The sequence below is a fragment of the Mesorhizobium sp. P2_C4 genome (genome assembly GCF_056404575.1).
The window spans coordinates 373,250-394,926 of record NZ_JBFUDT010000001.1; the positions used below are offsets into that span (position 1 = coordinate 373,250).

The 21,677-nt window shown below is 62.7% G+C and carries 22 protein-coding genes and 1 tRNA gene; 7 read left to right on the forward strand and 16 right to left on the reverse strand.

Annotated features, from left to right (window positions below; all coding sequences use genetic code 11):
* Positions 1-13: 13 nt before the first annotated feature.
* Together AC1DX6_RS01915 and AC1DX6_RS01920 are read right to left on the reverse strand one after the other, a co-directional pair.
* Positions 14-1,567, reverse strand: coding sequence for a DHA2 family efflux MFS transporter permease subunit (locus AC1DX6_RS01915; protein WP_477311876.1), 1,554 nt, complete (start codon positions 1,565-1,567; stop codon positions 14-16).
* Between the two features lie 61 nt (positions 1,568-1,628).
* Positions 1,629-2,810 (reverse strand): HlyD family secretion protein, encoded by a 1,182-nt coding sequence (locus AC1DX6_RS01920; RefSeq protein ID WP_477310686.1) that lies wholly within the window; start codon positions 2,808-2,810, stop codon positions 1,629-1,631.
* Between the two features lie 146 nt (positions 2,811-2,956).
* On the opposite strand from AC1DX6_RS01920, the gene AC1DX6_RS01925 reads away from it, so the two are divergent.
* Positions 2,957-3,688 (forward strand): TetR/AcrR family transcriptional regulator, encoded by a 732-nt coding sequence (locus tag AC1DX6_RS01925; RefSeq protein ID WP_477310688.1) that lies wholly within the window; start codon positions 2,957-2,959, stop codon positions 3,686-3,688.
* A 98-nt stretch (positions 3,689-3,786) separates the two neighbouring features.
* Here AC1DX6_RS01925 and yihA read toward each other — a convergent pair whose 3' ends face one another.
* The 6 genes from yihA to rpmH all read right to left on the reverse strand — a co-directional run bounded on the left by yihA (position 3,787) and on the right by rpmH (position 8,988).
* Positions 3,787-4,425, reverse strand: coding sequence for a ribosome biogenesis GTP-binding protein YihA/YsxC (yihA, locus tag AC1DX6_RS01930; protein WP_477310690.1), 639 nt, complete (start codon positions 4,423-4,425; stop codon positions 3,787-3,789).
* 17 nt (positions 4,426-4,442) lie between these two features.
* On the reverse strand, positions 4,443-5,081 hold the full coding sequence (locus AC1DX6_RS01935) for a CatB-related O-acetyltransferase (RefSeq protein WP_477310692.1): 639 nt from the start codon (positions 5,079-5,081) through the stop codon (positions 4,443-4,445).
* A gap of 654 nt (positions 5,082-5,735) precedes the next feature.
* Complete coding sequence (locus tag AC1DX6_RS01940; RefSeq protein ID WP_477310694.1) at positions 5,736-6,302, reverse strand: fasciclin domain-containing protein; 567 nt, start codon at positions 6,300-6,302, stop codon at positions 5,736-5,738.
* A gap of 355 nt (positions 6,303-6,657) precedes the next feature.
* Positions 6,658-8,469: a membrane protein insertase YidC gene (yidC, locus tag AC1DX6_RS01945; RefSeq protein ID WP_477310696.1), complete on the reverse strand. Its 1,812-nt coding sequence runs from the start codon at positions 8,467-8,469 to the stop codon at positions 6,658-6,660.
* Positions 8,470-8,483: 14 nt separating this feature from the next.
* Positions 8,484-8,837 (reverse strand): ribonuclease P protein component, encoded by a 354-nt coding sequence (rnpA, locus tag AC1DX6_RS01950; RefSeq protein WP_477310698.1) that lies wholly within the window; start codon positions 8,835-8,837, stop codon positions 8,484-8,486.
* Between the two features lie 16 nt (positions 8,838-8,853).
* A complete protein-coding gene (gene rpmH, locus AC1DX6_RS01955) occupies positions 8,854-8,988 on the reverse strand; it encodes a 50S ribosomal protein L34 (RefSeq protein WP_008833937.1) in 135 nt (44 codons plus the stop codon).
* A gap of 346 nt (positions 8,989-9,334) precedes the next feature.
* Between rpmH and AC1DX6_RS01960 the strand changes: the two genes are divergently transcribed.
* A complete protein-coding gene (locus AC1DX6_RS01960; RefSeq protein WP_477310700.1) occupies positions 9,335-10,822 on the forward strand; it encodes a sensor histidine kinase in 1,488 nt (495 codons plus the stop codon).
* Positions 10,823-11,017: 195 nt separating this feature from the next.
* A tRNA-Arg gene (locus AC1DX6_RS01965) sits at positions 11,018-11,094 on the forward strand.
* 180 nt (positions 11,095-11,274) lie between these two features.
* Here the strand turns inward: AC1DX6_RS01965 and AC1DX6_RS01970 are convergent.
* Positions 11,275-11,550: a hypothetical protein gene (locus AC1DX6_RS01970; protein ID WP_477310702.1), complete on the reverse strand. Its 276-nt coding sequence runs from the start codon at positions 11,548-11,550 to the stop codon at positions 11,275-11,277.
* 89 nt (positions 11,551-11,639) lie between these two features.
* Here AC1DX6_RS01970 and AC1DX6_RS01975 point away from each other — a divergent pair, with 89 nt between their 5' ends.
* A complete protein-coding gene (locus AC1DX6_RS01975; protein ID WP_477310704.1) occupies positions 11,640-13,316 on the forward strand; it encodes a winged helix-turn-helix domain-containing tetratricopeptide repeat protein in 1,677 nt (558 codons plus the stop codon).
* 67 nt (positions 13,317-13,383) lie between these two features.
* Here the strand turns inward: AC1DX6_RS01975 and AC1DX6_RS01980 are convergent, their stop codons facing one another.
* Positions 13,384-14,085 carry a helix-turn-helix transcriptional regulator gene (locus AC1DX6_RS01980; protein WP_477310706.1) on the reverse strand — a complete coding sequence of 234 codons (702 nt, stop codon included), beginning with the start codon at positions 14,083-14,085 and terminating at the stop codon, positions 13,384-13,386.
* Positions 14,086-14,195: 110 nt separating this feature from the next.
* On the opposite strand from AC1DX6_RS01980, the gene AC1DX6_RS01985 reads away from it, so the two are divergent.
* Positions 14,196-14,594 carry a VOC family protein gene (locus AC1DX6_RS01985; RefSeq protein WP_477310708.1) on the forward strand — a complete coding sequence of 133 codons (399 nt, stop codon included), beginning with the start codon at positions 14,196-14,198 and terminating at the stop codon, positions 14,592-14,594.
* Between the two features lie 10 nt (positions 14,595-14,604).
* On the opposite strand, the gene AC1DX6_RS01990 is transcribed toward AC1DX6_RS01985, so the two are convergent.
* Together AC1DX6_RS01990 and AC1DX6_RS01995 are read right to left on the reverse strand one after the other, a co-directional pair.
* Positions 14,605-15,495, reverse strand: coding sequence for a sigma-70 family RNA polymerase sigma factor (locus tag AC1DX6_RS01990; protein ID WP_477310710.1), 891 nt, complete (start codon positions 15,493-15,495; stop codon positions 14,605-14,607).
* Positions 15,496-15,523: 28 nt separating this feature from the next.
* Positions 15,524-15,826, reverse strand: coding sequence for a hypothetical protein (locus AC1DX6_RS01995; protein ID WP_477310712.1), 303 nt, complete (start codon positions 15,824-15,826; stop codon positions 15,524-15,526).
* Positions 15,827-15,975: 149 nt separating this feature from the next.
* On the opposite strand from AC1DX6_RS01995, the gene AC1DX6_RS02000 reads away from it, so the two are divergent.
* Together AC1DX6_RS02000 and AC1DX6_RS02005 are read left to right on the forward strand one after the other, a co-directional pair.
* Complete coding sequence (locus AC1DX6_RS02000) at positions 15,976-16,341, forward strand: VOC family protein (protein WP_477310714.1); 366 nt, start codon at positions 15,976-15,978, stop codon at positions 16,339-16,341.
* Between the two features lie 73 nt (positions 16,342-16,414).
* On the forward strand, positions 16,415-17,302 hold the full coding sequence (locus AC1DX6_RS02005) for an alpha/beta fold hydrolase (RefSeq protein ID WP_477310715.1): 888 nt from the start codon (positions 16,415-16,417) through the stop codon (positions 17,300-17,302).
* A gap of 59 nt (positions 17,303-17,361) precedes the next feature.
* Here AC1DX6_RS02005 and AC1DX6_RS02010 read toward each other — a convergent pair whose 3' ends face one another.
* The 4 genes from AC1DX6_RS02010 to AC1DX6_RS02025 all read right to left on the reverse strand — a co-directional run bounded on the left by AC1DX6_RS02010 (position 17,362) and on the right by AC1DX6_RS02025 (position 21,576).
* The gene (locus AC1DX6_RS02010) at positions 17,362-19,020 is read right to left on the reverse strand and encodes an FAD-binding dehydrogenase (protein ID WP_477310717.1); all 1,659 of its coding nucleotides are present in this window, start codon (positions 19,018-19,020) and stop codon (positions 17,362-17,364) included.
* Positions 19,021-19,050: 30 nt separating this feature from the next.
* On the reverse strand, positions 19,051-20,037 hold the full coding sequence (locus AC1DX6_RS02015; RefSeq protein WP_477310719.1) for a Gfo/Idh/MocA family protein: 987 nt from the start codon (positions 20,035-20,037) through the stop codon (positions 19,051-19,053).
* Positions 20,038-20,363: 326 nt separating this feature from the next.
* Complete coding sequence (locus AC1DX6_RS02020; protein WP_477310721.1) at positions 20,364-20,939, reverse strand: YceI family protein; 576 nt, start codon at positions 20,937-20,939, stop codon at positions 20,364-20,366.
* 67 nt (positions 20,940-21,006) lie between these two features.
* Positions 21,007-21,576: a cytochrome b gene (locus AC1DX6_RS02025; protein WP_477310723.1), complete on the reverse strand. Its 570-nt coding sequence runs from the start codon at positions 21,574-21,576 to the stop codon at positions 21,007-21,009.
* Positions 21,577-21,677 lie beyond the last annotated feature (101 nt).

The window sequence follows — 21,677 nt, forward strand, 5'->3', positions numbered from 1 at the left end:
GGTTCTGACGGCCTCAATGACCTCCGCCGCCACCGCCGGCTGCGACGGGTTTGCGGATCACCATGGTGAACAGGCCCAGCGTCGCAAACAGCACCGTCAGCATGAAGAACACATCCATGAAGGACAGCAGCGCTGCCTGCTGGTGGACCATGGCGGACAGCTTGGAGATCGCCGCACTTGTGGCGTCGATGCCGGCAGTCTGCTCGAAGTTCAGCGTCATGTTCTGCAGCTTCTGCTGTGCCGCTGCACTGCCCCATTCCACATGCTCGGCCAGCCTTGCGTAGTGGAAGGCATTGCGGTCGATCAGCACCGTGTTGATGACGGCAAGGCCGACGGCGCCGCCGAGGTTGCGGGTCAGGTTGAACAGGCCGGACGCGTTCTTCAGCCGGTCGGGCGGCAATGTGCCCAGCGCGATGTTGTTGATCGGCACCATGCACAGCATCATCGAACAGCCGCGCAGGATCTGCGGGATCAGCAGTTCATAGAAATCCCAGTCGGCGGTGAGATGGGTCATCCACCAGGTGCCCGTGGCAAAACCGAAGAAGCCGATCATCATCATCAGCCGCGGGTCGATCTTGCCCGACAGGATGCCGGAAATCGGTGCGGTGAAGAACATCGCCAGGCCGCTGACGAACAACGCCTCGCCGATCATCATCGAATCGTAGCCGCGGATGCGTCCGAGGAACACCGGGTAGAGATAGGTCAGTCCGTAGAGACCGATGCCGATGACGAAGGAAAACAGCGAGCCGAAGGCGAAATTGACGTTGCTGAACGCCCTCAGGTCGACGATCGGCTCTTCGGCGGTGAACACACGCCAGAAGAACAGCACCCCGCCAACGGTCATGATGATGGCGCAGATCAGCACCGCCTGGTCCTGCAGCCAGTCATTGTTGGGGCCTTCCTCGAGCACATATTCCATACAGCCGAGGAAGGCTGCCATGCCGGCAAGGCCCCACCAGTCGAACTTGCTGAACAGCTTGAGGTTTGGCTTGTCGAAGTCGATCAGCGACCAGGCGGCCACCGTCACCATGATGCCGGGCACGACGTTGACCAGGAACAGCCAGTGCCAGGACATGGCGTGGCTGATATAGCCGCCGACGGTCGGACCGATGGTCGGCGCCAGTGTCGCCACCAGGCCGATCATCGGCGACACCACGGCGCGGCGCGACGGCGGGAAGATGGTGAAGGCTGCGGCGAAGACGCTCGGGATCATGCCGCCGCCGATAAAGCCCTGGATGGCGCGGTAGACGATCATCTGGTCGATGTTGGTGGCGGTTGCGGCAAGCGCGCTCGCCGCGGTGAAGCCTGCCGCCGAAACCGTGAACAGCACGCGTGTCGACAGCATCCGGCTGAGGAAGCCCGACAGCGGGATCATGATCACCTCGGCGATCAGATAGGCGGTCTGCACCCACGGGATTTCGTCGGAACTGGCGCTCAGGCCGGCCTGGATCTCGGCCAGCGAGGCCGAGACGATCTGGATGTCGAGGATGGCCATGAACATGCCGAACACCATCGCCAGGAAGGCGATGACGCGCCGCGTCGAGATGGTGGTCGGCATGGCCGGCATTGCCGGCGCCGATCCTGCTGTCAGGGTTGCGGTCGCCATGACCCTTGCTCCCGGGTTCCGCTTACTTCGACGCCGAAGGTGCCGTGCGGCTGTCGACGGCGACGACGACGCTCAAGCCGGCGCGCAGCCTGCCTGTCTTCAGCACGTCGGCTGGCACGTCGATGCGAACCGGAACGCGCTGCACGACCTTGGTGAAGTTGCCGGTGGCGTTTTCGGGAGGCAGCATCGAGAACACCGCACCCGAGGCCGGCGCCAGCGACGACACGGTGCCCTCGAAATCCTGGCCATCGGTCGCATCGACCGAAATCCTGACCTTCTCGCCAGGCACCAGGCGGGCAAGCTGCGTCTCCTTGAAATTGGCGACGATATAAAGCTTGTCCATAGGCACGATGACGGCGAGCTTCTGTCCGGGGCTGATCAGGTCGCCCTGCTCGACCGAGCGGTTGCCGACGACGCCGTCATAAGGCGCCTTCAGCACGGTAAAGGAGAGGTCGCGCACGGCCTTGTCCCGGCCAAGCTGCAACGAGGCCAGCGTGCTTGCCGATTCCGCGCGCTGTGCCTGCAGCACGCCGATATTGGCCTGCGCTGCCGCGATCTGCGCATCGGCGCCGACAAGGGCTGCATTGGCCTGGTCGACCGCGGTCTGGGCGTCGTCCAGCTGCGCCTGCGTGCCGACATGTGTCTTCAGCAATTGCGCGGCGCGCGACTGGGCCCGGGCGGCGTTGTCGGCCGCGGCCTGGTCGGCGGTCTTCTGCGCCTGCGCCTGGCTGAGCGAGGCGCGCGCGGCTTCGGTCTGGGCGTCGATGCGGTCTAGCGTCTTGCTCAACGTGGCGATCTGCGCCTCGGCCTGGGCAACGGCAATCTTGTAGTCGCCATCATCGACGACCAGCAGCGGGTCGCCAGCCTTGACCAGCTGGTTCTCGGTCACCTTGACCTGGTCGACATAGCCGGAAATCTTGGGCGAGATGAACGCCATGTCGGCCTGGACATAGGCGTCGTCGGTCGAGATCATGAAACGGCCATCGATCCAGTAATTATAGCCATACCAGCCGCCGGCGCTCAGCAAGCCAAGCCCGATGATGGGCAGCAGCAAGGAGCGCACCGAACGCTTCTTCTTCGCCGGCGCTTCAACGGGCGTGGCGGTTGCGGGCCGGACGGGCACTTCCGGCGCTTCGGTCGCGGGAGCGACCTTGGCATTGGGGAAAGGGCGAACTTCGGCAGTGGCGGGCGCATTCGAGGACATGGTAATCTCTCAACGGGTCTATATGAGGAAAATCTGTTATACTGAACCGTTCGGTTCGATACGGATATTGACTTAGCGCGGAGAGAGGCCCATATCAAGGGCAATCGAACCGCTCGGTTCGAATTATTTTGCGAGGTGTGACTTTTATGGCCGAAATATTACCCGATGCCGGCGAGGAACAGTGCGATGTTCTGGACAGCCTGCGTCGCGGCCGCCCGGCAGCGGGACAGGATCCGCTCAAACGCAGCCAGATCATCGACGGCGCCCGTCGTGTCTTCATCGACAAGGGCTTCGAAGCCGCGTCGATGAACGACATCACCCGCGAGGCCGGTGTCTCCAAGGGCACGATCTATGTCTATTTCGCCAACAAGGAAGAGCTGTTCGAAGCGCTGATCGAAGAAGAGCGCGGCACCATCTTCAAGAACATGTACGACGTGCTGGATCGCGCCGACGATCTGCACGAGACGCTGGTGAAGTTCGGCAAGGTGCTGTCCCTCAAGATCACCTCGGCCAAGGTCATCCAGGCGCAGCGCACGGTGATCGGCGCCTCTGACAGGATACCCGACATGGGCGCTCGTTTTTACGAGCGCGGCCCCAAACGCGGCCATGACAAGTTCGTGGTCTTTCTCAATACCGCCATCGAGCGCGGCCTGCTCAAGATCGACGATGTCGATCTTGCCGCCTATCAGTTCACCGATCTGTGCCTGGCCGGCCTTTTCCGCCAGTGCATCTTCGCCTACCGCACGGAAGCCCCGAGCGAGGATGAAATCGACCACGTCGTCAGGTCAGGCGTCAGCATGTTCCTGAAGGCTTACGGCACCGAAGCTCTTGCTGCGGAAGAAAGCCACCCGAGGATTGCCCTGGAGGCAAGGGGTTAGAGCAATTCCAGGAAAAGTGCGCAGCGGTTTTCCGTCCGGAATTGCGTAAAAACAAATACTTAGAGCGGTTCAGCGATTCTACCAAGCACTGAACAGCTCTACCCGCCATTGGCCGCGAGCACGATCGCGGCCTTCAAGTCCTCGAGGCCCTCGCCCTTTTCCGACGACGTGGCGAGCACAAACGGAAACGCGGCCGGCCGCTTCTTGATTTTCAAGAGCGTCTCTTCGATCAGCCGCGGCACGCCGGCCGCCTTGATCTTGTCAGTCTTGGTCAGCACGATCTGATAGGACACCGCCGCCTTGTCGAGCAGCGACAGCACTTCTTCGTCCTTGGCCTTGATGCCGTGGCGGGCGTCGATCAGCACATAGACGCGCTTCAGCGTAACGCGGCCCTTGAGATAGTCGAAGACCAGCTTGGTCCATTCGTCGACCTTTTCCTTTGGCGCGGTCGCGTAGCCGTAGCCCGGCATGTCGACCAGCGCCATCGGCGGCAGGTCGGCGCCTTCGCCCGAAAATCCATCCGGCACGAAATAGTTGAGCTCCTGCGTGCGCCCCGGCGTGTTGGAGGTGCGCGCCAGCCCTTTCTGGTTGACCAGCGCGTTGATCAGCGACGACTTGCCGACATTCGAGCGGCCGGCAAAGGCGATCTCCGGCGGCCCTTCCGGCGGCAGGAACTTCATCGCCGGCACGCCGCGGATGAAGATCCAGGCGCGGGTAAACAGTTCGGTACCGATCATAGTCTTGTTCAACGCGTTCAAACCGCTGCCTCCAGAAGGGAAATGTCGGCGCCACGAATGGCATTGAGGTTACGGCTGACCTTTTCCACCGGCCAGTCCCACCAGGCCACCGCCAAAAGCCGCCGGATCGTCCTGTCGTCGAAGCGCATCTTCACCACCTTGGCCGCATTGCCGGCGACGATCGCATACGCCGGCACATCATGCGTCACCACCGATTTTGCCGCTATGATGGCGCCGTCGCCGATTGTCACGCCGGGCAGGATAACCGCTTCCATGCCGATCCATACATCATTGCCGAGCACCGTGTCGCCGCGCAATTCCGTCGACCAGCTCTTCGGGTCGAAACCCTCTTCCCAGCCATGGCCGAAGATGTTGAACGGATAGGTCGAAAAACCGGACATCGCATGGTTGGCGCCGTTCATAATGAAGCGCGCGCCCTCGGCGATGGCGCAGAACTTGCCGATAATCAGCCGGTCGCCGATGAACGGATAGTGATGCAGCACGCATCGCTCGGCGAATTTGTCAGGCCCGTCGGGGTCATCGTAGTAGGTGTAGTCGCCGATCTCGATGTTGGGCGCCGTCACCAAGCCCTTCAGGAAACCGACGCGCATATGCATCGGGATCGGATGCTTGATGTTGGGGTTGGGTCCGATCATGGTCTGGCTCCGTCAATAACAGGCAAGGTCAAAATAGCGCGATCCGCCCGGCGGCACCAACGGCGTGCGGAACGGATCAACCCTGGTTCTGATCGACGAAGCGCTCCTGAAACGAAACGCAGTGTATAGGGATGGGCTGCAGCCGCGTCTACCGCCGTGGCGCGTTGTCCTGAAGCCGCCCGAAATGCCGGATGTCGCCCGGTTTCGCGGAGAAACCGGGGTCCTGAGAAGGACCTTCAGGACCCCGGTCTGCCGGCACGGCTTCCCAAACACCGACGCCTGTGCGCCGGAAGCCGTTATGGCAAGGGCATCTTGGCGGCGTCGCGAACACGCGATGGTTCGCCGCGGCAACGGTGCAGTTACGGCGCGCGGCAAGCCAAAGTTTCGCCGGCTAGAGCATGATCCCTAGAAGTGGGAACCGGTTTTCGGACAAAAACGGAACCGTTTTGTCCGGAGATCATGCTCAAACAGGTGACCCGGCAAACAAAAACCCGGATGAACCGGGGTCTCTTCGCGGAAAAACCGGGGCTCTGCGAGGGACTGCAGGACCCCGGCCGTGCCGGGACGGCTCCTTAGACTTGACCTCTCATGAGGTCGAAAAGGCAGGGTCCCAGAAAGCCGACGGGACGGCTGCCCTTTCCGTTGTCGGAACCGTTACTTCGGCAAGAGCACCTTGTTGACGACATGGATGACGCCATTCGACTGGTTGACGTCGGCGACCGTAACCTTGGCGGTGCCGCCGGACTCGTCGACGATGTAGAGCGAACCGCCCTTGACTTCGGCAGTCAGCGTGTCGCCGCTTACCGTCTTCATCTCGTATTTGCCACCCATCGCCTTGGCCTTGGTCATCATGTCCTTGGCGGAGATCTTGCCGGCAACGACATGGGCGGTCAGGATCTTGGTAAGCTGGGCCTTGTTCTCGGGCTTCACCAGTGTGGCGACGGTGCCGGCGGGCAGCTTCTTGAAGGCGGAATCCGTCGGCGCGAATACGGTGAAGGGACCGGCGCTCTCCAGCGTCTCGACCAGGCCGGCCGCCTTGACGGCTGCTACCAGGGTCTTGTGGATCGGCGAGTTGACGGCGTTCTCGACGATGTTCTTCGAGGTCAGCATCGCGGCGCCGCCGACGGCGGGGTTAGCGAGCGTATAGGCCGTGGTGGCGGCGAGGCCGGAGATAGCCAGACCGGCGGAAATGCAGAATGCCTTGAGGATGGACTTTGCCATTGGAGAACCCTTCTGATGCGACAATTGTTGATTCGATTGTCGGGGAGAGTTACGCGGCGGCGAAAGGATAGTTTCTGTCTTGTGAAGAAAAAATATAACAAAAACAAATAGTTATATTGGGCACTACCTGCCCACAGCCAGCGTCCCCGCGACGCGAGTCGCGAGGATATTGGATCAAACCAAGCGGTCTCCGGATGAGGGCTGAGCGATTTCGAGCGCCCTGGAAAGTCAAAGGCAGTCACGCCGGTCGGGCGCCTCTAGTTTCGCGGCTCACGGGAACGTGATGCGAGGTTCGCCCATCAAAAAAGCCCCGGACGGACCGGGGCTTTTTTTGATTTAACCAAAGGGGCGCCTTCTATTCGGCCGGCGACGGTTTCTTTCGAAACAATGCCACCAGATTGTCCCACAATTCGATCTTGGCGCCCTGGCGCTTCATGATCACGCCTTGCTGCAGGATCGACAGCGAGTTGTTCCAGGCCCAGTAGATGACCAGGCCGGCCGGGAAGCTCGCCATCATGAAGGTGAAGATGATCGGCATCCAGGTGAAGATCGCGGCTTGCGTCGGATCCGGCGGCGTCGGGTTCATGCGCATCTGCAGGAACATGGTGACGCCCATGATCAACGGCCAAACGCCGATCATCAGCATATGCGGTAGCGTGATCGGAATCAGGCCGAACAAATTGAACAGCGAGGTCGGATCGGGTGCGGCCAGATCCTGGATCCAGCCGAAGAACGGCGCGTGCCGCATCTCGATGGTGATGTAAAGCACCTTGTAGAGCGAGAAGAAGACCGGGATCTGCAGCGCCACCGGCCAGCAGCCGGCCAGCGGATTGATCTTCTCGGTCTTGTAGAGCTCCATCATCGCCTTTTGCTGCGCCATCTTGTCGTCCGCGTATTTCTCGCGGATCTCGAGCATTTTGGGCTGCACCTTCTTCATGTTCGCCATCGACGCGTAGGACTTGTTGGCGAGCGGGAAGAACAGGGCTTTGACGATGACGGTGGTGGCCAGAATGGCCAGGCCGAAATTGCCGAACAATTTGTAGAGCGTGTCGATCAGCCAGAACATCGGCTTGGTGATGAAGTGGAACCAGCCCCAGTCGATCAACAGGTCGAACCGCTTGATGTGGCGGTCTTCGGCGTAGGCGTTGATCTTGCCGACCTCCTTGGCACCGGCAAAGATTTCGCTCTCCACCGTCGCCGACTGGCCGGCGTCAACCGTGATCGGGTCGGTCAGGAAGTCGGACTGGTAACGATGACGGCCGTCCTCGAAATAGGCGTAGCGCGGCTGGAACGGCTGCTTCTCGGTCGGAACCAGCGTCACCGCCCAGTATTTGTCGGTGATGCCGAGCCAGCCATCGGTCGACTTGCCCGGCGTGAACTGCTTGTCCTTTTCGATGGACGCGTATTTGTGTTCCTGCAGGCCTTCCGTGCCGGTGAAGCCGATCAGGCCTTCATGCAGCACATAGGTGCTGGCAACGGCCGGCTTGTCGAAACGGGTGACGCGACCGTAGTTGGACAGCGAGACCGAAGCCGCGCCCGAATTCTGCACCGTATCGGAAACCGTGAACAGGTAGTTGTCGTCGACCGAAAAGGTGCGCTTGAAGGTCAGGCCCTTGTCGTTGGTGAAAGTCAGCGTGACCGGTGTTGCCGGCGTCAGCGTCGCATTGCCATCGACGGCCCACACAGTCTCGGGACCCGGCACTGCACCTGTCTTGTCGTTGCCGACAAAGCCGATCTCGGCATAGTAGCCATTGGGCAGCGCCTGCGGGTTGAGCAGGCTGATCTCGGGCGAGTTCTTGTCGACGGTCTCGGTGTAGTGCTTGAGCCTGAGGTCATCGAGCCGCGCGCCGGTCAGGTTGATAGAACCTTCCAGGCTCGGCGTGTCGATCTTGACGCGCTTGCTGGTCGCCAGCACCTGCTCGCGGCCGGCCGGCGTCACCGCGTCGGTGCCCGGCGCATTGGGAATGGCGCCCGGCGCTGCCGGCGTTGTGGTATCGCCGGGATTGGCGCCTTCGGCGGCCTTCTTCTGCTCCGCCACCCGCTGCTCTTCGATACGGGCCGCCTCGCGCTGCTGCTCGCTGCGCGGCAGCACGTAAAAATACTGCCACAGCCCCAGGATCAGCACCGACAGTGCGATGGTGATGAAGAAGTTCCGGTTGTTTTCCATCGAAAGCCCTTGGCCTATCGTGTTCCGCGCAGTCGGCGGGAGAGTTCGGCCTTTAACTGGCCGAACGGAATGGTCAGCACGTCTTCGCGCCCGACGATGACATAGTCATTGCCAGGCGCCATGTCACTGGCCGCATGCGTACGCACGGCCTCTCTCAGCCGCCGCCGGACGCGATTGCGCACGACCGCATTGCCGACCTTCTTGGTGACGGTATAGCCGACGCGCGGCGACAGGCCGTCGCCGCGGTCGAGAACCTCAACGAGAAAAAGCCGCCCGCGCCGCTTTTCACCGCGGCGGACGGCCAGAAATTCCGCGCGCTTCAGAAGCCGCTTGGGATGTGGTCCCACTGGCTTGCCGGTTGCGGGCAACGATCTCGTCTTCCGTTCAGGCGCTCAGCCGCTTGCGACCGCGGTTGCGGCGGGCTGCGACGACGCCGCGACCACCCTTGGTGGCCATGCGGGCACGGAAACCGTGCCGGCGCTTGCGGACGAGTTTAGACGGTTGGTAGGTACGCTTCATTTGTTTTAATACCGCGGGGTGCGGCCCTTCTTGATTCTGTCACTTTGTAACAGGAGCTTTGCCGGGCCGGCTTTGGCGCGATCGAAACCGCGCCGGGACGAATGGCCCGAGCGTGAGCGGCTTATAGAAAGAAGGCTTTTGGGAGTCAATCCAGTGCGAACTGCCAGTTCGTCATGGCGCGAACTAGCAGTTCGTCGCGGTGCGAACTAGCAGTTCGTCTCGGCGCTGTCGGGCTGATGGACGCGGTTTTTTGTGCCGCTGCCGCTGTGCGACGAAGGATGAAATTGGCAAAAAAGCCGTGATCGCCTAGTCTCGGGCGATCAAGGGATTGTGAAGACAGGTCTCAATGAGCGAAGTTTCACCCGTGGATGAAAGCACTGGCCCGGCCAAAACCGCCGTCCGCACGGTGCCTTTGTCGCGCGGCCTGTCGACGAAACTGCTGCTGCTCACCATCGTCTTCGTGCTGTTGGCCGAAGTTCTCATTTTCCTGCCCTGGATTGCCAGCTACCGGCTGAGCTGGCTGAAGGAGCGGCTGGGCACCGCGGCGGCGGTGTCGATCGTGCTGGTGCAGGGAGAACCCAATTCACTCTCCCGCGCCGCCCAGAACGACGTGCTGATGGCGATCGGCGCCAAGGCGATCGCGGTGCGTGACGGCGGCGTCTCGCGGCTTCTGGTGGTGGCCGAGATGCCGCCGCAGGTCGACGAACACATCGATATCGCCAGTGTCGGCATGATCAAGGGCATGACCGGCGCGCTCGACACGCTGTTTTTCGGCGGCAGGCGCATGCTGCGCGTGTTCGGGCCGGTTGGCGAAAGCGACAAGGAATTCGAGCTGATCATGCCCGACCGCAGCCTGCGCGATGCCATGCTGGTCTATTCGCGCAACGTCGCCTTCGTCTCGCTGCTGATCTCGCTGTTCACCGCCATGCTGGTCTATGCCGCGATCGACCTGATCATGATCGGCCCGATCCGCACCATGACGCGCTCTATGCTGGCCTTCTCCGAGGCGCCCGACGACCCCGGGCGCATCATTCGCCCCGCCGCCCGCGCCGATGAGATCGGTGTCGCCGAGCGCGAGCTGTCGCTGATGCAGGAGCGGCTGCAGAAAATGCTGTCGGAGCAGAAGCATCTGGCCGATCTTGGCCTCGCCGTGTCCAAGATCAACCACGACATGCGCAACATCCTGGCCTCGGCGCAGCTGATGTCGGACCGCTTGCGCCAGGTTAAGGATCCGACCGTCCAGTCCTTCGCGCCGAAGCTGCTGCGCGCGCTCGACCGCGCCGTCTCCTATTCGGAAGGCGTGCTGGCTTATGGCCGCACCCAGGAGCCGCCGCCGTCGCGCCGCCGCTTGCGGCTGCGCCAGCTGGTCGAGGACGTGCACGGCCTGCTCGACATCGAGGACGGCATCGAATTCGTCAACGCCGTCGACTTGACCTTCGAGGTCGACGCCGATTCCGACCAGCTGTTCCGGGTGCTGACCAACCTTTGCCGCAACGCCGTGCAGGCGATGGCGGCGGACACCGAAAGCGCGCTGGTGCGACGCCTGGCCGTGTCGGCGGTGCGCCTGGGCAGCGTCAGCCGCATCGCCGTCAGCGACACCGGCCCCGGCCTGCCGCCGAAAGCCCGCGAAAACCTGTTTGCGGCGTTTCGCGGTTCGGCGCGCAGCGGCGGCACCGGCCTTGGCCTGGCGATCGCCCACGAACTGATCCGCGCGCATGGCGGCACGGTCGAACTTGTCGAATCGATCGGCGGCAGCACCACCTTCGCCGTCACCATTCCCGACCAGCCGGTCCGGCTCGACCAGGCCCGCAACGGCCTGCGCCGCCCGGCCTGATCCCGAGCAATTTCAGGAAAAGCATGGGGCAGGCTCCGTCCGCGATTGCCCGAGGGCAAAGAGCCGCAGCGCGCGGATAACAAAACTTTTGCCGGATCGGCTTGCTTTTCGGAATTTCAGTCGCTAGGGAACACGTCTTGTCGCGGCCGGTCGTCAGGATCGGTTCGCGGGGCTATGCCAAGCATGGCCTGTTGCGCGCCCGTAGCTCAGCTGGATAGAGCACCAGACTACGAATCTGGGGGTCAGGAGTTCGAATCTCTTCGGGCGCGCCATTTCGCAATTCACTGATTTGACATTGGAAGCCTTCTGGGCCCCCGGGAATAAAACCGGGCACATCAGTTCGCAGTTGCCCAGTCGTCTATTCTCGTCTGGGTTTCTTCGCTGGGGCGCCCGCCTCAGCTCATACCAAACATTCGCGCCACCCCGCGAAACGTCGCCTCAGTCATTCGTGCTCAGGATGATGCGAGCGTCGCCTCTGTTTGCGCACAATATACGAAAGAAACAAAAGCAGGCGGATCCGGCGGAAGGAATTCCTGCTGATGTTTCCATGCGAGACAGAGGGCGTATGTACCGAAGGGTTTCTGTTCTCGCCGTTCTTCAATACCGCCATTTGCAAATGTAAGAGAAATAACATGCGCGGTTGCATTCACACTTTGGGAGTCCGCTTTTGCAGCCGTTTGCGCTGTCAAAAGGAGAGCGAGAGCGATGATGAACCTGGTCCGTTTCATGTCAGCCTCCTGTCCAATCCAGTGCCGCCAGGATCGCTTGGATGCGGCGGCCGAATGGGCTAGGCTAGGGAGCGCGCCATGAGGGTGAAATGTCCCGAAAGGCTCCTGAAATTGACCCGAAATCTGCCGAAACGATCACGTTTGGCGGTTTTGTTTTCCTGACCAGAATCAACGAACTCCGAAGGGTTGAGGGCAAAGCGGTCGATCTCCGCAGCCAGTCCGCCGAGGTGCTCTCCGTGCTCGCGGAGCGACCGGGCGAGATCGTGTCCAAGGATGCGCTGATGCAGGCCGTTTGGCCCGATACCTTCGTGACCGACGACAGCCTTACCCAATGCATTGCCGATATTCGCCGCGCCTTGGGGGACGACGCGCATGCGATGGTGGAAACCCTCCCCAGGAGAGGCTACCGGCTGAATGCCGATCCATCGGACCCAGCCGACCCAAACGCCGCGGCCGTCATGGAACGAGCCAAGACACGGTTTTCGCAACGCGGGTTCATTCTTGCTGCGATCGTTCTCGTCGCGGCAGCGATCGGCGCATATTACGGCGCGGAAACGTGGCGAGCCGCCCCGGTTCGTTCGAGCGACATGCCGAGGATTGCGATCCTTCCCTTCGACGACATGAGTGCCGGTGCGGACAAGGGATATCTCAGCGATGCCGTTGCCGAGGGCATCATCACCGCGCTGGCGCGGAGCAAGACTTATGCCGTCATTGCCCGGAACTCGAGCTTCAAGTACCGCGGCAAGCCGATCGACGCCAGACAGATAGGAGATGAACTCGGTGTCGACTACCTGCTCGAAGGCAGCCAGCAGAAGGTCGGAGACCGGCTGAAAGTGTCCGCCCAGTTGCTGAATGCGCGTGACGGATCACATGTCTGGGCCAACTCCTATAACCGGGAGATCGGCGATCTTTTCGTCGTCCAGGAGGAAATCATCCGCACGCTTGCGGATCGGGTCGGAGTGAGGATCGAGCGACCCTTGCCACAGAGCGATGCCGCGCAGGTCAGCGCGCTCAGCTATTACCTGACGGGGAGGGCCTTGATCGGAGACAATATCACAGCCGAGGGGACTGAGCTGTTAAGGCAGTTCAGCCTCAAGGCGTTCGAAGCTGATCCGAACTCCCAGTTCGGCTATATCGGGCTGGCCTGGTCCTATCGCAATGACGCGGTATTCGGGTGGCGCGCGCAGGAACACAACCGGGACGAGGCGTTGAAACGCGCTGCCGAATACGCCGACAAGGCCATCGTGCTCGCCCCTGATGACGCTGAAGCGCATGAGGTCCGCGCCAGCATCCACACCGAAGCCGGAGAGGTCGAGCAGGCCCTTGCCCAGTACGATCAGGCGATCGCCTTGAACCCCAGCGACTCGCATATCCTCGTCATGAGTACGGACGTGCTGCTGTATGTTGGCCGCGCCGACGAAGCGATCGATCGGATCGAGCAGGCCAAGGGCATCGATCCCTTCCACCCGGACTGGTTCCACTGGCAGATGGGCTGGGCGCTCTGGGAAAAGAATGATTGTGGGGCGGCGCTGGCGGCGATGCGGAAAATGGCCAGAATCCCGAGCGGCGCACAGCGCATGCTTGCGGGGATCCACGCCTGCCTGGGAAACAAGCGAGAGGCAAAGGAAGCGCTTGCGGTCTTCCTCCAGAACACTCCCGGTGAATCCATCAGTAAAGAACGCAGGGAGTGGGACAAGATTTGGACCGCACCCGGAAGCCTCGACCGCTGGATCGAACAGATGCGGTTCGCTGGGTTGCCGGAGTGAACGGCTGTCCGTGCGCGGCTGCGACCTTGACGAGGTCGCTTTAGACCAGCATCAAATTTCACACCCGCTATGACAAGCGCACGCCGCGCTCGGTCTCCATATGGCGTTTCCATCGGGTTCTCAGCTCGCCGAGGCGGCTGCCATGGTTCTCGTCAAGAAATTCGGCGGCGACAATGCGATCTGTCCTGAAGTTGCGAAACGCCTGGCGCAGCTCGCACCAGGCCGCCAGCAGGCGCACCGTCTCGGCATAGCCGATGATCACCGGCCAGATGACACGCTCGCTGTCTTGCGCCTCCTGGTTTCGATAGCGGATCCGTATCTTTCGCCCGCTGCGGATCCACAAGCGGGTTTTCGCAATGTCCAGGACGTCAGGGGCGAGCACCCTGGCCGGCGCCACCCCCGTGGCCGGCTCGGCGATGAAGGGACGCAGTCGCTGGGGCACGACGGTGGCGATCTTGGCGATCAGGTCGCGCGCCGCAAGCGCCAGCACAGGGTCGCCCCGCTCGGCGACCAGTTGCGCGCCAAGCACCGCGGCTTCGATCTCATCTGGCGTCAGCATCAGCGGCGGCATGTCGAAATCGCTGTCGAGGACATAGCCGAGCCCAGCCTCGCCGCGGATCGGCACCCTTTGCCCGATCAGATCCGCCATGTCGCGGTAGACGCACCGCTTCGACACCTCCAGCTCTTCGGCCAGCATGCCGGCGGTGACCGGGCGGGTGGAGCGCCGCATGATCTGGATAATCTGAAACAGGCGGTCGGCTCGGCGCATGTTCGGTCTCGCTGCTGACGGGAAGCTGTCAGCAGGACCCTGCCACAAGCCGACCAGCGCCGCACCCCGCGACGCAAAGTCGGGAACATCACCCGCAGAAGGAGAACACCATGAATTTCGTCTCGGTGCGGATAATTACCAGCGACGTCAGCCGCCTCGTTGAATTCTACGAGGCCGTCACAGGCCTGTCGGCGACACGCTACACCGACGATTTTGCCGAGCTGGCGACGCCGGCCTGCACTCTGGCAATAGGCAGCGAGCGCACCGTGGCTCTGTTCGGCGCCGGCTCCGCGCGCCCGGCCGACAACCACAGCTGCATAATCGAGTTCCGCGTCGAAGACGTGGACAAGGATTTTGCGAGACTGGCGAACGTCGTCGGCGAATTTGTCCAGCAGCCGACAACCATGCCATGGGGAAACCGCTCCTTGCTGTTTCGTGACCCTGACGGGAACCTGGTCAATTTCTTCACGCCCGTCAGCGCCGAGGCCATCAAGAAGTTCAACGGCTAGGGGTTTCGGTTCATCCGTCGATCAACCGAATATCCGCATCGACAACGCAATAAGCCGCATAGCGGAAATCGCGGATCGCGATGACCTGCTCGTCCAGCCATTCGACCAGCATGAAACCGCGCACGGCGGCGTCCTTCGCTTGCGGGTCGCGGATCAGGATCGCCGGCCTGCTCTCGACAAAGCCGAGCGACAGGACCCAGTCGCTGACGCGGTCGTAATTGCCGAAATAGGTCGATGCCTGCGCCTTGCCATGCAGCCGCGTGCGGTTGACGACTTCGAGCTGGATATCCTCGGCGATCAGCGCCCGCACGGCGTCGAAATCGCGCGCGTTGAACAGATCGACGTAGCGGCGCAGGCGCCGCTCATCGTCTGGATCGAGCTTCGGCACCGGGACCTCGTCCGGCGCCGCCGCCAGCAAGCGAAGCTGCGCCCGTCCGCGATGCAGTGCCGCCTTGGTCGCAGCCAGCGTCGCGCCGGAGACGTCGCAGGTCTCGTGCAGGCTGAGGCCGAGCACGTCGACCAGGATCACGGCGCTGCGCTGTGGCACCGAAAGCTGCATGAAGGAGCGCAGGCCGGTCGCCGCGGCTAGCCTGGCGTCGGCGCTGCTGGAGGGGTCCTCGATCGTCGTCATGTCGGCCTCGGTGATGCGCAACCTTTCCCGGTTGCGCCGGCGCAGATGATCCTGCGCGGCATTGTGGGCGATGCGAAACAGCCATTGCTCGGGGCGCTCGACCGCGGCAACGCCGTCGATCGCCTGCAGCGCCTTCACCAGCGTCTCCTGCACAATGTCCTCGCCGTCGATCACCGAGCCGGCCATGCGCGCGCAATAGCGATGCAGCTTTGGTCGCAGCCCGGCCAGCATCGCTTCCAGGGCCGGCCGGTCGAGTTTTGCTGTGCTCATCGTCATTCCCACGCGGTTGATCCCGACTTCAGTGTTCAGCCAGCATACGGTAATTGCCGATGATCTTGGCGGACGATCTGACAACCGGCGTCGCGCGCCGATCCTCATGATCCGCGCTGAAGGCCTTGAAGGCCGGCAGCCCGGTGATCGCGGAACTGTCCTGGTCGTGGCCAACGACGTGGATGAACTCGCCATTGTCCAGTTCGAGCACGAGATAGCCCACGGCTGGCGGCGCAGCCTCGGCGAGCGCCTCGAAGACCTTGGTCACCAGCGCGCGGTTCTCCGCCAGGCTGGTGTCGTTCACGCCGTAGCGAATGAATGTGTAGCCCATCGTCCGTCTCCTGTTTGGTTGGTCTGCTCAAAGGACGTTTCGCAGCGCCGGAAAGATTCTCGCACGCCTGAGAATCTTTTTGACCACCCGCATCGTCTTTCACTGGTGGGGGCTGCGCCGCGGCCATCAAAGAGCAGGAGAGACATGTCATGCATATCCAGTTTGCCGAATTGCCTGTCATCGACCAGGACCGCGCCAAGGCCTTCTACACCGATCACCTCGGCTGCCAGGTCATAGCCGACCAGCCGATGGGCGACAGTGGCTGGCGCTGGATCGAACTGGCGCTTCCTCATGCGGTCACCAACTTGCATTTCGTCAGGCGGGCCGACGCAGCAGCAAGTGCGGAGCCGGTGCTGGTTCTGGTCGACGACGATGTCAAGGCAACGGTCGCGTCCCTGAAGGCGCGTGGCGTCGAGATCGTCACCGAACCGCAGGAAGCGCCGTGGCAGCCGGGCCGCACCGTCGCCGAGTTCCGCGACAGCGAGGGCAACCGCATGGTGGTTGCCAGCCGATGAGCCGACTGGGCCTCATCGGCTGAGCCGCACCGAATCCTGACCACTCAATTTCAAACCCAAGAGAAGAAATGCCATGAGCCCCCAATCCGCGAGCCTGAAGCATGCGACCCCAGAGGATATGACGGCATCGACGCTGAAAGTGCCGGGCGCCAGCCTCTATTACGAGACGAGGGGCACTGGACCTCTGCTGCTGATCATCCCTGGCGGGCCGCAGGATGCCGGCGTGTTCGCCGATGTCGCGCGCCATCTCGCCGGCCGCTATACGGTGGTCGCCTACGACCCGCGTGGCAATTCGCGCAGCATCTTCGACGGGCAGCCTGAAACGCAGGATCTCGATGTCCATGGCGATGATGCCGCGCGGCTGATCGAAGCGCTGGGCGCCGGGCCGGCCTATGTCTTCGGCACCAGCGGCGGCGCCCAGATCGGGCTCAATCTCGCCGCCCGCCATCCTGAGCGCGTGCGTGTACTGGTGGCGCATGAACCGCCGAGCATGATGCTGCTCGAAGACCCGTCACAGCCGCTGGCCGGCATGTGCGATCTGCATGACACCTACCGCAGCCAAGGCGTCGAGGCGGCGATGCAGAAATTCTTCAGCGACCACGGCCTGTCCGCAGGCCCGGAGCAGGAAGAAGCCGGGCCGCAGAAAGCGCCGCCGCAATTCGTGCCGACACAAGAGGAGGCGGAGACCTTTGCCCGGGTCAGCGGCAATTTCGAATACTGGTTGGCGCATGGCCTCATGCCACTGTCGCTCTACCGGCCCCCCGTCGAGACGCTGCGCGGCACCCCGGTCTTGGTTGGCATTGGCGAAGAGTCCATCGGGCGGCCGATCGACGGCATGGGCAAGGCCCTGGCCGAAAAGCTCGGCACCGAGCGGGTCGCTTTCCCCGGCGACCATATGGGCTTTGCCCCTTATCCCGACCGGTTCGCCGAGACCTTGCACAGGGCGCTCAGCGGCACGTGAGGTTCTTCCCGGTCGCAATTTGAGAGAGCGAGAGCGTCCGCATCCGATGCGGGCGCCACTCACCCCACAGAAGCAGCCGCTGCCCGGCCCGCACTGCGGCCCGAGAAAATACAACCGCCAAGGAATGTTCCTTCCAGCGCGGCATAGCCATGCACGCCGCCGCCGCCGAAGCCGGCGACCTCGCCAACCGCATAGAGCCCCTCGATCGGCTGGCCGTCGGCACCGAGCACGCGGCTGTCGAGATCGGTCTGCAGGCCGCCCAGCGTCTTGCGGGTCAGGATGTTGAGCTTCACCGCAATCAGCGGGCCGTTTGCCGGGTCGAGCATCTTGTGCGGCTTGGCCGTGCGGATCAGCCGGTCGCCGAGATAGGCTCGCGCCCCGCGCAGCGCAGTGATCTGCATGTCCTTGGAGAACGGGTTGTCGAGCTGCCGGTCGCGGGCGCGGATCTCGCGCTCGACCTGGGCGAGTTCGAGCAGCGGCTCACCGCCGGCCAGCGCATTCATGCGCGCGACCAGCGCTGGCAGCTCCGCCTCGACAACAAAATCCTCGCCCTTCTCCATGAACGCCTTCACCGGGCCGGGAATGCCCGAGGTGGCGCGGCCGATCACCTGGCGCCAGCTCTTGCCCGTCAAATCTGGGTTCTGCTCGGAGCCCGACAGCGCGAACTCCTTCTGGATGATTTTTTTGGTCAGGATGAACCAGGAATAGTCGAAACCGGTGCTCATGATGTGGCTCAGCGTGCCCAGTGTATCGAAGCCGGGATAGAGCGGCACCGGCAGGCGCTTGCCACGCGCATCGAGCCACAGCGACGACGGTCCCGGCAGGATCCGGATCGCATGGTCGGTCCAGATCGGCGCCCAGTTCTTGATGCCCTCGACATAGTGCCACATGCGGTCGCGGTTGATGATCGAACCGCCCACCGCCTCTGATATCGCCAGCATGCGGCCGTCGACATGGTCGGGAACACCGGTGATCATGCGCTCTGGCGGCGCGCCCAGCCGTTGCGGCCAGTTCTTGCGCACCAGCTCGTGATTGGCGCCAATGCCCCCGGAAGCGACGATGACGGCTTGCGCCTTGAGTTCGAAATCGCCGGCGATATCGCGCGAGCTTTTTTGGCCGCGCTCGATCGAGCTCGGTTGCAAGATGTCGCCGCGCACGCCGGTGACGACAGCGCCGGTGCGGACCAATTCGTTGACCCGGTGGCGGAATTTGAAGCGGATCAGCCCCTGCTTTTGCGCCTCACGCACACGCAGAACAAACGGTTCGAGCACACCGGGGCCGGTGCCCCACGTCACGTGAAAGCGCGGCACCGAATTGCCGTGGCCGATTGCATTGCCGCCGCCGCGCTCGGCCCAGCCAACCACCGGAAAGAATTTCAGGCCGCGCTGCACCAGCCACGAACGTTTCTCGCCGGCGGCAAAGCCAACATAGGCCTCGGCCCATTTGCGCGGCCAGAAATCCTCCGGCCGGTCGAAGGCAGCGGTGCCCAGCCAGTCTTCGAGCGCCAGCTCATGCGAATCGCGGATGCGCATGCGCCGTTGCTCGGGCGAATCGACGAGGAAAAGCCCGCCGAACGACCAGAACGCCTGGCCGCCCAGCGACTGCTCCGGCTCCTGGTCGACGATGATGATTTTCTTGCCGGCATCAGCCAGCTCGGCCGCGGCAACCAGCCCGGCGAGGCCGGCGCCGACAATGATCACATCCGCGTCGTCAGCCATTCTTTTGCTCCCCCGGCTTTGACAAAATGGTCAGACGGGTTCCCAGCCGTCCTTGCCGCCGGCGCGGAAGATGGCGTCGATGACCTTCTGGTTGAGCACCGATTCTTCCAGTGTGAAGACGCGCTCCTTGCCGCCTTGTGCCGCCCGCGCAAAAGTCTCGACCTCCAGCCGGTACTGCTGCGTGCCGGGAAAGCGGAACACTTGCGCCTCGGTGTGGTTCTGGTTGTGCAGTTCGACCCGGTGATGGTCATAGAGCCCGGCATTGAAGGGCGAGAACACCTCGATGAAACCCTTTTCGCCGTGGAACACCATCACCTGCCGCGCCGCCATCTGCGTCGACAGATAGAAGGACAGTTCGAAGTCGCCGAAATCGGCGCGGATCGAGGAATAGATGTCGGTGCCGAATTTCTTGTCGCGCTCGATCGTCGCCTGCACACGGCTAGGCTCCTTGCCGGTGGAAAAACGTGTCGACACCGTCGGGTAGACGCCGATGTCGGGCAGCGCGCCGCCGCCGAGATCGAGCTGGTTGCGCATGTTGTTGGGGTCGACATTGTAGTAGGAGAACGCGCCCTGCACATGGCGCAGCCGGCCGATGGCGCCGCTGGCGATGAGGTCACGCACCTTGATCCATTGCGGATGGTAGATGACCATGAAGGCTTCGCAGACCAGCACCTTCTTGGCGTCGCGCAGCTTGATCAGCGGCAAAATATCCTTGGCGTCGAGCGCCAGAGGCTTCTCGACCAGCACATGTTTTCCCGCTTCGATGGCCTTGGCCGTCCATTCGACATGCTGCGAGGTCGGCAGCGGGATGTAGACGCCGTCGACATCCTTGGAAGCAAGCAATTCCTCATAGGAACCGAAGGCATGGCGGGCGCCGAAACGGTCGCCCAGCGCTTTGGCCTTCGACAGGTCGCGGCTGGCGATCGCCGACAGCACGCCGTTCTCGGCATCGACGATTGCGGGCAGCAGCTGCTCGCGCCCGATCTTGGCCGTCGACAAAACACCCCATCGGAACATAACGCTTCTCCATCTCGATTACAGGCGACGAGGTTTGCCCGAAATCGACGGAAAAGCCAATTGGCTACTGGCGCTCGTTCCTCGCCCCACGAAGTGGGGAGAGGTGGCCCGGCGAAGCCGGGACGGAGAGGGGCCATCGTAGAGTGCCAGGGCTTGCCAATAAGGCGGCCGTCGCATGTACACGTGGCTCTCGAAAGGCTCTGCCGTCGCGACCGTCGTCGCCCGCTCCGTCCCGGCTGCGCCGGGCCACCTTGCCGGGGCGAGCCACGGGTCTCGCCCGTCCTTCGGACCCCCCGCTTTGCGGGGGCGAGGAACCCAAGCGAGGCTCAGCCCTTCTTCCCCGTCAGCGTCATGTCGAAATCGACGACATTCGAATAGATCGGCGTGCCGACATCCATGCTGTAGCGTGAGCGCAGCACTTTGCCGGTGACGTGGAATTTGATCGTGCCGGCCTTGAGGCCGCCGAGTTCGGCGGTGAACTTTTCCGCAAACGTCTTGCCGCGCGCCGTCAGCCGGCCGGTGACCAGGGCTGACGTGTCGCTGGTGCGTGTGACGCTGGTCGAGCGGAACTGGATTTCCGGATTATTAGCGGCGTCGAACACGGCGTCGGAGCGCAGGAAGGCGTCGATGCGGCCCTGGCCGGTGCCGACGCTTTCGGGAAAGATGGTGAAATTGACCTGCGAGCGTCCGACATCGCTGTTGTCGATGCGGATCGAGCCTCTGAAGCGGCCGAAGGCGCCGTTGAGCCCGCCGCCACCGACCTTGCCGATGGTGAAGCGGATGCTGGAACTGGTCGGGTTGATCGTGTAGCTGCCGGCGGCGTTTCCGAGGTCCACCGCGGCGAAGACAGGCATGGCAAGGCAAGCGGCAACAGCCGCGAATCCGAGGATGCGCGCATACATAGGACTATTCCTTTTTTGGAGGCAACGCTTTCGCGTCCTCACCCAACAAACGAATGAGCCGTCCGCTCTATTCCGGATCTGACGAAGGTGTGATCATGCGCGTGAGCACCGCGTCCTTCAGCCAGAAATGATGGCGCAGCGCAGCAGCGAGATGCAGGGCGACAAGTCCGATGCCGGCATAGGCGAGATACCAGTGCACTGCCGTCCAGAGGCTTTCGCTGGCATCCGATTCTGCCAGCGGCAGGTTCGGCATCACGAACAGGTTGAACGGCATGCTGGGGATCTCCAGCATCGACACCGAGACAAGCGCCCAGCCGGACAAGGGCAAGGCAAGCTGAAACGCGTAAAGAGCAAAATGCGCGAGCGGCGCTGTCCGGCGCTCCAGGGCGCCGACCGAGCGCGGCAGCACCGGCGTGGCATTGCTTAGACGCCAGGCGATGCGCAGGATGACCAGGCCGAGCAGCACAAAGCCGAAGGATTTGTGCTGCTGGATCAGCTCGAAGGCGGTGCGCTGGCTGGTCAGCCGCACCATGACGAAGCCAAGCCCGAACTGGCCGATGAAGATTATTGCGATCAGCCAGTGAACGAGGATCATCGCCCAGCCATAGCGGGTGGTGCTGTTGGTGATGGACTGCATGGGGGAAGAACGAATGGCAGGGCGAGTTTCTTCCACCCTCCCCCTTGTGGGGAGGGTCGGCGCGAAGCGACGGGGTGGGGGTAGCACCCTACGAGGACCCC